General features: G+C 61.8%; 5 protein-coding genes and 1 pseudogene. 2 read left to right on the forward strand and 4 right to left on the reverse strand.

Translation table 11 applies throughout. From position 1 onward, the window contains the following. Nucleotides 1-72 precede the first annotated feature (72 nt). Nucleotides 73-2,541 carry an adenylate/guanylate cyclase domain-containing protein gene (locus NKJ40_RS05040; RefSeq protein WP_352465101.1) on the forward strand — a complete coding sequence of 823 codons (2,469 nt, stop codon included), beginning with the start codon at nucleotides 73-75 and terminating at the stop codon, nucleotides 2,539-2,541. 496 nt (nucleotides 2,542-3,037) lie between these two features. Here NKJ40_RS05040 and NKJ40_RS05045 read toward each other — a convergent pair whose 3' ends face one another. From NKJ40_RS05045 to NKJ40_RS05055, 3 genes are all read right to left on the reverse strand, one after another. Next, complete coding sequence (locus NKJ40_RS05045) at nucleotides 3,038-4,423, reverse strand: hypothetical protein (protein ID WP_352465083.1); 1,386 nt, start codon at nucleotides 4,421-4,423, stop codon at nucleotides 3,038-3,040. 206 nt (nucleotides 4,424-4,629) lie between these two features. Further along, nucleotides 4,630-5,154 (reverse strand): GNAT family N-acetyltransferase, encoded by a 525-nt coding sequence (locus tag NKJ40_RS05050; protein ID WP_352465084.1) that lies wholly within the window; start codon nucleotides 5,152-5,154, stop codon nucleotides 4,630-4,632. A 73-nt stretch (nucleotides 5,155-5,227) separates the two neighbouring features. Beyond that, nucleotides 5,228-6,052, reverse strand: a complete 825-nt coding sequence (locus NKJ40_RS05055; protein WP_352465085.1) for a hypothetical protein — start codon at nucleotides 6,050-6,052, stop codon at nucleotides 5,228-5,230. A gap of 206 nt (nucleotides 6,053-6,258) precedes the next feature. Here NKJ40_RS05055 and NKJ40_RS05060 point away from each other — a divergent pair, with 206 nt between their 5' ends. Then, complete coding sequence (locus NKJ40_RS05060; RefSeq protein WP_352465086.1) at nucleotides 6,259-7,674, forward strand: adenylate/guanylate cyclase domain-containing protein; 1,416 nt, start codon at nucleotides 6,259-6,261, stop codon at nucleotides 7,672-7,674. A 26-nt stretch (nucleotides 7,675-7,700) separates the two neighbouring features. Here the strand turns inward: NKJ40_RS05060 and NKJ40_RS05065 are convergent. Continuing rightward, nucleotides 7,701-7,838, reverse strand: a pseudogene (locus NKJ40_RS05065) (IS630 family transposase); the annotation flags it as partial.

Consider the following 7,838-nt stretch of genomic DNA (forward strand, 5'->3'; position numbering starts at 1 on the left):
ATGGCCGGCGTGCCGGCTGGGACGTCTAGTCTGATGCAGACCAGTGTGGCCCGACTGTTCCGACTCGCCGAGATGCTTGAACGCCTCGGCATACGCGGCCGGCTGTTGCTCGCCTTTTTCGGGATCAGCGCCCTTGCGGTGCTGGCAACCGCTGCGGCGCTTTATGCCTTCCTCCAGGTTGGCGACGTCGTCGACCGAATTACCACGGATCGAGTGCCCTCGGCGCTCGCCTCCCTCCAACTGTCGCGCCAGGCCGAACGGGTCGCTGCTGCCGCGCCATCGGTGCTGGCAGCGACAAGCAGGGCTCAGCACAGCGAGGTCTCGGCTGCCGTCGCGCTCGAGATGTCCCGCCTCGAGGCCCTGCGCACGGACCTCCGGGGCACCACGTTGGGCACAGTGCCTTTGGCCGAGATCGAGGAAGCCGCGATTGTTCTGAGGCGCAACCTGAAGGAGCTCGACTCTCTTGTTGTCGCCCGGCTCGACGTGGTCACCCGCAAGGAGGCGCTCCTGAACCGCCTCGCCGCGACGACGACCGGAAGCCAGCGCCTTGTCGCCACCGGCATTCTAGTGATGGATTCCAGGCTCCCGCAATGGCGGGCGGTCGCGGCCGACACGTCGCTGTCGCCCGATCGACGCGCAGCGGCGATGGCCGACCTGGTCCAGGCGATTGCGGCCTACATCCCCCAGCAGAAGGCGCAGCTGGAGATCTCGGCGGTCAACGACGCGCTGGTGAAGGTCGCGAACGCGCCGACGCCGGGCGACCTGGCGTTGATCCTTTTTCCGCTACGCCGTTCGCTCACTGCTCTTGAAAAGGTTTCCACGGAGATTGACGAAAAGCTGCGGACCCGCTTCCGGCAGCGTGTCGACGAATTCAAGGGTTTGACCGACGGCGCGGACAGCATCCCCAAGGCGCGGGAGGACGAGTTTGCTGTCCTGGCACAGGGTGAAAGACTTCTGGCCGAGAACAATCGACTGTCGCGCAATCTCACCGCTGGCGTCGATCGCCTGGTCGCCACGGCAGACCAGGAGATCGCTGCGTCCGGTCGCGAAGCTGCGCTCGTCCAGCGCTACGGCACCGCCGTTGTGCTCGGCTCCGCCTTGCTCAGCCTCCTGAGTTCGGTTTTGGTTGTCTGGCTCTATGTCGACCGCAGCCTCCTCGCCCGACTGGGGGCCGTGAGCCAGGGCATGCTCGCGATTGCGGGGGGCAACCTTCGTGCGCCGCTGCCAGCCGCGGGCAGCGACGAAATCGGGCGCATGGCCGAAGCGCTGAGACTCTTCCGGGATACTGCTGTCGAGGTCGAGGAAAAGAACCTGCGCGACGTTGCGGAAGCTCGTCAGCGGCTGATCGACGCCATCGAAAGCATCTCCGAAGGATTCGCTCTGTACGACGGGGAGGACCGGCTCGTCCTCAGCAACAGCCGCTACCGCGAATTGCTCTACACCGGTCTGGAGACCGAACTGACGCCCGGCACGACATTCGAGCAAATCATTCGCCGATCCGCTGAGCGCGGCTACATCAAGGACGCCGAGGGGCGGGTCGAGGAGTGGGTCGCCGAGCGCCTCTCGCGGCACCGCAAGCCTGGCGAACCTTGGGTGCAGCGGCGAGGCGACGGGCGATGGGTCATGATCAGCGAGCGGCGGATCAGCGCCGGCGGCACGGTCGCCGTCTATTCGGACATCACTGAGCTGAAGCAAAGGGAGGAGAACCTCGCCGAGAAATCCGTGGTTCTGGAGGCGCTTTCCAGCAAGCTGGCGAAGTATCTGGCGCCCCAAGTGTATCGCTCGATATTCACCGGCCGCCAGGAGGTCAGGATCGCCAGCCAGCGGAAGAAACTGACAATATGCTTCTCCGATATCGCGGGCTTTACCGAGACCACTGACAAAATGGAATCCGAGGATCTCACCCAACTCCTCAATCATTATCTGACGGAAATGTCGAAAATTGCTTCGGATCACGGCGCGACGATCGATAAATATGTCGGCGACGCGATCCTGATGTTTTTCGGCGATCCCGAGACTCGCGGCGTCAAGGAAGACGCGCTGGCTTGCGCGCAGATGGCACTTGCAATGCAAAAGCGGATTAGCGAGCTTGCCGAAGTCTGGCGGGACATGGGGATCGAAACACCGCTGCGCTGTCGCATCGGCATCCATACCGACTACTGCACCGTCGGTAACTTCGGCAGCGAGGACCGAATGGACTACACGATAATCGGCGGCGCCGTGAATCTCGCCTCGCGCCTGGAGCAGGAGGCGCCGCCGGGGGCCATCCTCATTTCCTACGAGACGTTTGCGCAAGTGAAGGACTCAATCGACTGTGAGGAGCTGGGGCACGTCCAGGTCAAGGGGATCGCCTATCCCGTCGCCACCTACCGCGTCATCGACCTAAAGGCCAATCTGGCAGCCGCTCGTCGTGCCGTTCGAACCGAGCTGCCGCACTTCAGGCTGGAACTTGAACCGGAGCTGATGTCCCCTGACGAGCGTGGCGATGCCGCCACTGCACTTCGAGACGCGCTGGATCGGCTTTGTCACAAGCCCGGGTAGTAGGGCTTGGTCCACAATGACCCTCCCAATGGACGCAAGGAGTGGGATGTGGGACGCCGCTCATTGGCGCTATCGATGCGAAGGCCGCAGAACGGTCGCGGTCAGTCTTCGAACTCAGGCGGAACGTCCGCATCGGAGCCGAGACTTAACATTCACGGCATCACTGGCAAGGTCCGGATATGGCGCAAGTTGCCCGTTCCGGGGCGCCGCCTTAAACGGCAAAGTTTGACCCAGAGCGGCCGCTCGGCGTGACAGTGTCGTACGTCCGAAAGCGTGATAGAGCTGTCGTTGCCGATTTCGAACTCGTGGTGGACGGGTTCCGCAAGGCCGGTGTCGTGCAATGACAGGTGAGGCTATGTCAGGTCAGGCCTTGAACTGCAGACAGCTCGCAGGCAGGCATCAGCGTCAAGGAAGCGGCCGGATCAGACGCCAGAGGCTCACCGATAAATCGCCGTCGCTTGCGGTTGCGCACCAGAAAATCAACCTGAAGTAAGGCTCAGGTCGCCTTGATCTCTGCCCTGCCGATCTTGCGCCATCGGGCGTTTTCGCGAACCAGTTTCAGGTCGTCGGTCGTCTCGGCAAATGTCCGCAAACGGTATTGTCGGAGCAGGTCCGGGAAGAGCGCCACTTCCGGCAGGCTGGCAAGCTGCTCGCGGACCGAGATCTTTTCATCGATGACCCGCATGCCCCAGGCATTTTCCCGAACCTGCAGCTCCGCGGCCAGATCGCGCTCTTCCGGCGCGTTTTCGTCTAGCACAGCCAGAAGGATCGAGTGGAAAAGTGCTACATAGCCAATCTGTCTCAGGCCGCCCACAACCCGCACGCGCGGCAATATGGCAAGGACGAGGAATGTCAGGAACAAATTCGGCAGCAGCACGCCGTCCAGCAGCGCCTGCTTGAGATGCGGCCGCTCGAACGGGATGGAAAGACCTTGCGGCCTGTCGGGCTCGATCAGGTGCCCGTTCTCGAGAACGAGCTTGCGCACGCGCTCCTCGCGGATGCCCCAGAAATAGTCCGTAGCATTGGGCAGGAATCTGCCAAATGGGCTCGATGCGGCCTCTTGCAAGGCATGTTCGAGACGCTGGCGTCTTGCGGGTTCAATGAGCAGCCTGGAAAGAAGGCTGCCGTCATATTCTAGATGCCGCGCCATGGCAGCCGCGGCGGCCCGATCATCGATGAAAACCGGCAGGGCCATGCCGGCACGATCCCAATTGGCGACCAGATCCTCGTTGAGGGCTGTCAGCGCATCGGCGGCGGTTTCAAACACCTTGTCCTGGCTGGCAAGCAGTGTGCCCAGCCAGCGGCTGGCATCCGTTTCATCGCCCACCGCTTCGAGCGCGCGCTTGTTGAGGGAGACGGGACCGGCCACGCAGGCGCTTTTACGGCACAGTTTGTGGCGCCCCATGCCAAACAGGTTGACCTTGTCGTCGCCGACATCGAGCCATCCCGGCCCCTCCCGGCCAACTGTCTCCATGGTCATCGTCGTTCCCATGAAGCCGACGAAGGCCGACAGCCCGTTTTCGACCGCGCCGAGCCAGGCAAGCAGGAGGGCATCGAAGGTGATCCGGTCCATCAGAAGCAGGCAGTGCAGGCCGGACTGAATCACCGGTCTGTGCTCGAACTCGTCGAGGGCTTTGCCGATCTCCTCAGGCTGCATGATCCTACCGAGGCGCTGATGCAGGACTTCGCGCAGGATCGAGCGGGCAGCGATCGCCGGGCCGGATGCAGGCCTTGCCACCGGCCGCCACAGATGGCGGGCGTAGTCGGAAACCGGTGCATTCCAGTTCTGCTCGATGTCGCGCACGACCTCCGGGCAGAGCAGCGACAGCACAGCCAGAATTTCCGCCGGAGGCGTAGGGCTTGGGTCAAAGACGGCGGTCATTGGTCCCGTCTAGCCGCTTGCGGTGCAAACGCCAAGCGAGACCAGACTTGCCCGATGCGGCCGGCCCACACATAGATCGTCAACTCGATTAAGATGGTGTGAGACGAAATGGCCGTATCCTACGCAGTTCTCCATGAGCAATCACCTGTTCGCTGACCAGGCACGAATTGTCAGATTGGCTAAACAGCTAAGGCAAACAGCTGATCTTAGAACCGCAGCCGGGCCATGCTCAGGAGGTCGTGGTACTGCCCGTCGGTAAAGCCGGCCTTCACATGCCGGCCTTCGATCTCAAAGCCGTGGCTTTTGTAGAGACGGAGGGCCGGTTCGTTGTCGGCATAGACGGTCAATTCGACCCGCTTCAGGGCGCGCCAGTTGTCGGCTACGTCAAGCAGCGCGCCAAGTATGGCAGAGCCGATACCTTTGCCGACAAAGGCATCGTCAAGGCCGATATTGATCTCGCCGATGTGCGAACGGCGCGGCGAACCCTGCACGACCAGGCTGCCATGGCCGACGACCTTGCCGTCCAGCTCGGCAACGATCCAGGTGGTTTCCGGGCCGGACTTGGCGATGCGCCGCGCCACCTGCTCCGCCATCTCGAAAGGCATCCTGAGCGTGCCCCAGCGGAAGCCCGGCATGTTGAAGATAGCGCAAAGCGCCTCCGCATCGCTTGACCGGACGGACCGGAGCAGCGGCTGGATTTTCTCGGAGGGTGGCGAGGTTGTGCTGGTCATGGCGTTCCCGGCGAAGGCAATCGGCCCGGTACGATGCACCGGACGTCACCTGAAAATCCAGCCGTCTCTGCACCTATGATGCCGATTGCGAGCTAAAATACCGGGAGGCGGTGTAGAGTTTGAAGACGCCGCTGATGCCGATCCAGCCGAAAAGGGCGAGCCAGCACAATGTCCCGGTCGCCGTCCAGTCGATCCGGTGCACCGCAGCGTCGGTGATGACGACGCCGAGGATGGCAAGCAGGCCAACCAGAAACTGCGCCAACCCGAGCACCAGCAGTTCCTCGCGCGGCGCGCTTCTCCAGACGAGATATGTACCGCCCGCACCGGCGAGGAAGATGGCGCTGTAGACCTGAGCGTGGAAGGCATCGATCGGCCATGGCCAGATGCCACTGAATGTCAGAGGAAATAGCAACAGGCCGACGCCATAGAGCCCAAGGATCGCGGATTCCGCCGGCATGTAGCCGCGCCATGCGGGATTTAAGGTCACGCCTTTTGCAGAAGGACGGGCCCTGGCCCGCCACAGAAACAGCCCGGATACCGCGACCGAAGCAAGATAGACCAAAAACCACAGCCAGGGCGCTTTGCGCTCGAAGTTGAAATAGCCGAGATTGATGAACGAAGCCACCGACACGATGACGGTGAAGATGAAGGCCATGACGAGCACGAGCCTGCCGGGCGACCAGCGATTCCAGACCAGCAGCGCCGCCATCACGACCATTTCGGCGGTGTAGAAGCCGCCGAGGAAGCGCGCATTGAACGGCGTGACGGCCCAAGGCCAGCCCGGTTTCACCAGCACAGGCATGAAAAACAGGCCGGCGCCTACGATCAGGACGATGATGACCACCGCAGAGAAAAGGCGCAGGGCCGCGGGAAATGGCGGGTTGTCGGATGTCGGCATGGGAGAAAATCCCAAAGATGAATGCTCCATGGGGCATCATAGTGCTGCTTGCGGCCGGTTAAAATCCGCCGAATGGAAATTGAACGGTCACCAGGCTTAGCCATTCGAATGGCCGTACGGTCCGTTTCGAAGTAAGATGGAGCAGTCGGACCAAAGACCGGTCGGGTCAAAACGCCTCGGGGCGCATTTTTTCCGGAGCCTGCACGATGAACGAAGCTCAGGATCTGTTCTCGCTTCTGCGACAATCGGCCGATGTCGATCCACAGGCGATCGACGCGATCAAGCGAACCATCGCGGAGGGTGAGGACCGCGAACTCTGCCGCATCAACGCGCCAGCCTTCGCCAGCAAGCATGGCCTCGACGAGGAGCGCGCCATAAGCGCCTTTCTCCATGCGGCGCGGGTGGGCATCTTCGACATTTCCTGGAATGTTCTGTGCCCCGGCTGTGGCGGCGTGCTCGACACCAACGCCACGCTGAAAACCCTGCAAAAGGACGAATACACCTGCGCGCTGTGCTCCGAGGGCTATTCGCCGACCCTCGACGAGATGGTCGAGGTGACATTCACCGTCAGTCCCCGCGTGCGCAGGATTGCCGCCCACAATCCACACGAACTGCCGGTGGTGGAATATTTCCGCCAGATCTACTGGGCGTCCGGCGTCGATCTGCCGGAAGAGGATTTCGCGAAAAAGATGGAAGCGTTCTCGCTTGAGGATATCGAGCTTGCGCCCGGTGAAAAGGCGGTTCTGCCCATACAGCTTCCGTCCGAATTCATCATCGTCTTCGAGCCGGTCACCCATTCAGCGCAGTTCATCGACGGGAAGGGCGAACCAACAAAGGAGCGCCGGAGCTTCTCTTTGATCTTCGACCGCGACCATGTCCAGAACCAGACGCTGGAGATGCAACCCGGCCCGTTGCGCATTTCACTGGAAAACAGGACCGACACCCGTGTGCTGCCGACGGTCTTCATAGCCGGCCAGGTATTGCATGATTTCCTGGGAAAACGCCGGCCCTTCCTGACCGCCAAGCGCCTGCTCACCAACCAGACGTTCCGCGATCTCTATCGCACGGATACACTCGACATCAACCAGCGCCTGAAAATCACCAGCCTGACGTTCCTGTTCACCGATCTGCGCGGATCGACCGAGCTTTACGAGCGGGTGGGCGACCTTTCAGCCTTCGATCTCGTGCGCGAGCATTTCCAGGTTCTGCACGAGATCGTCGCGGCGGAGGCAGGCGCCGTGGTGAAGACGATCGGTGATGCGGTGATGGCGACCTTCGCGACGCCTGATCGTGCGATTGCTGCAGCCCTCAGGATGCGCGATGCCATGCGTACGCTCAACGACAAGAGCGGGCGCGAGGATCTGCTGCTCAAGATCGGAGTCCATGCCGGCCCCTGCATTGCCGTGTCTATGAACGAGCGACAGGACTATTTCGGCCAGACGGTCAACATTGCTTCGCGGGTCCAGAACCTTGCCAACGCACAGGCGATCTTCGCCACTCGGGCGGTGGTCGACGACAATCTCACCGCCGATCTGTTGCACAGGAAGGCGCTGACGCCAGTGCCCCATGAGGTCTCGCTGCGCGGCATTGAGCGGGAGATAGCAGTATATACGATCCCCTGAAGGCTTGGCCCCTAGACTAGAGTCTTTCACGTTTTGACGGAAGCGTATCCGGCGTTTGCGAAGTAGTTCTTGCATTCGCCGGGTTCGATCGTCGCAACGAGGTGGCCGATGTGGCGCCAAGTGTCCTCGACGGTACGCTTCTGAGCTTGTCGCATCCAATGCTT

The sequence above is a fragment of the Mesorhizobium sp. M0119 genome, from assembly GCF_040322615.1.
Lineage (GTDB): Bacteria > Pseudomonadota > Alphaproteobacteria > Rhizobiales > Rhizobiaceae > Mesorhizobium.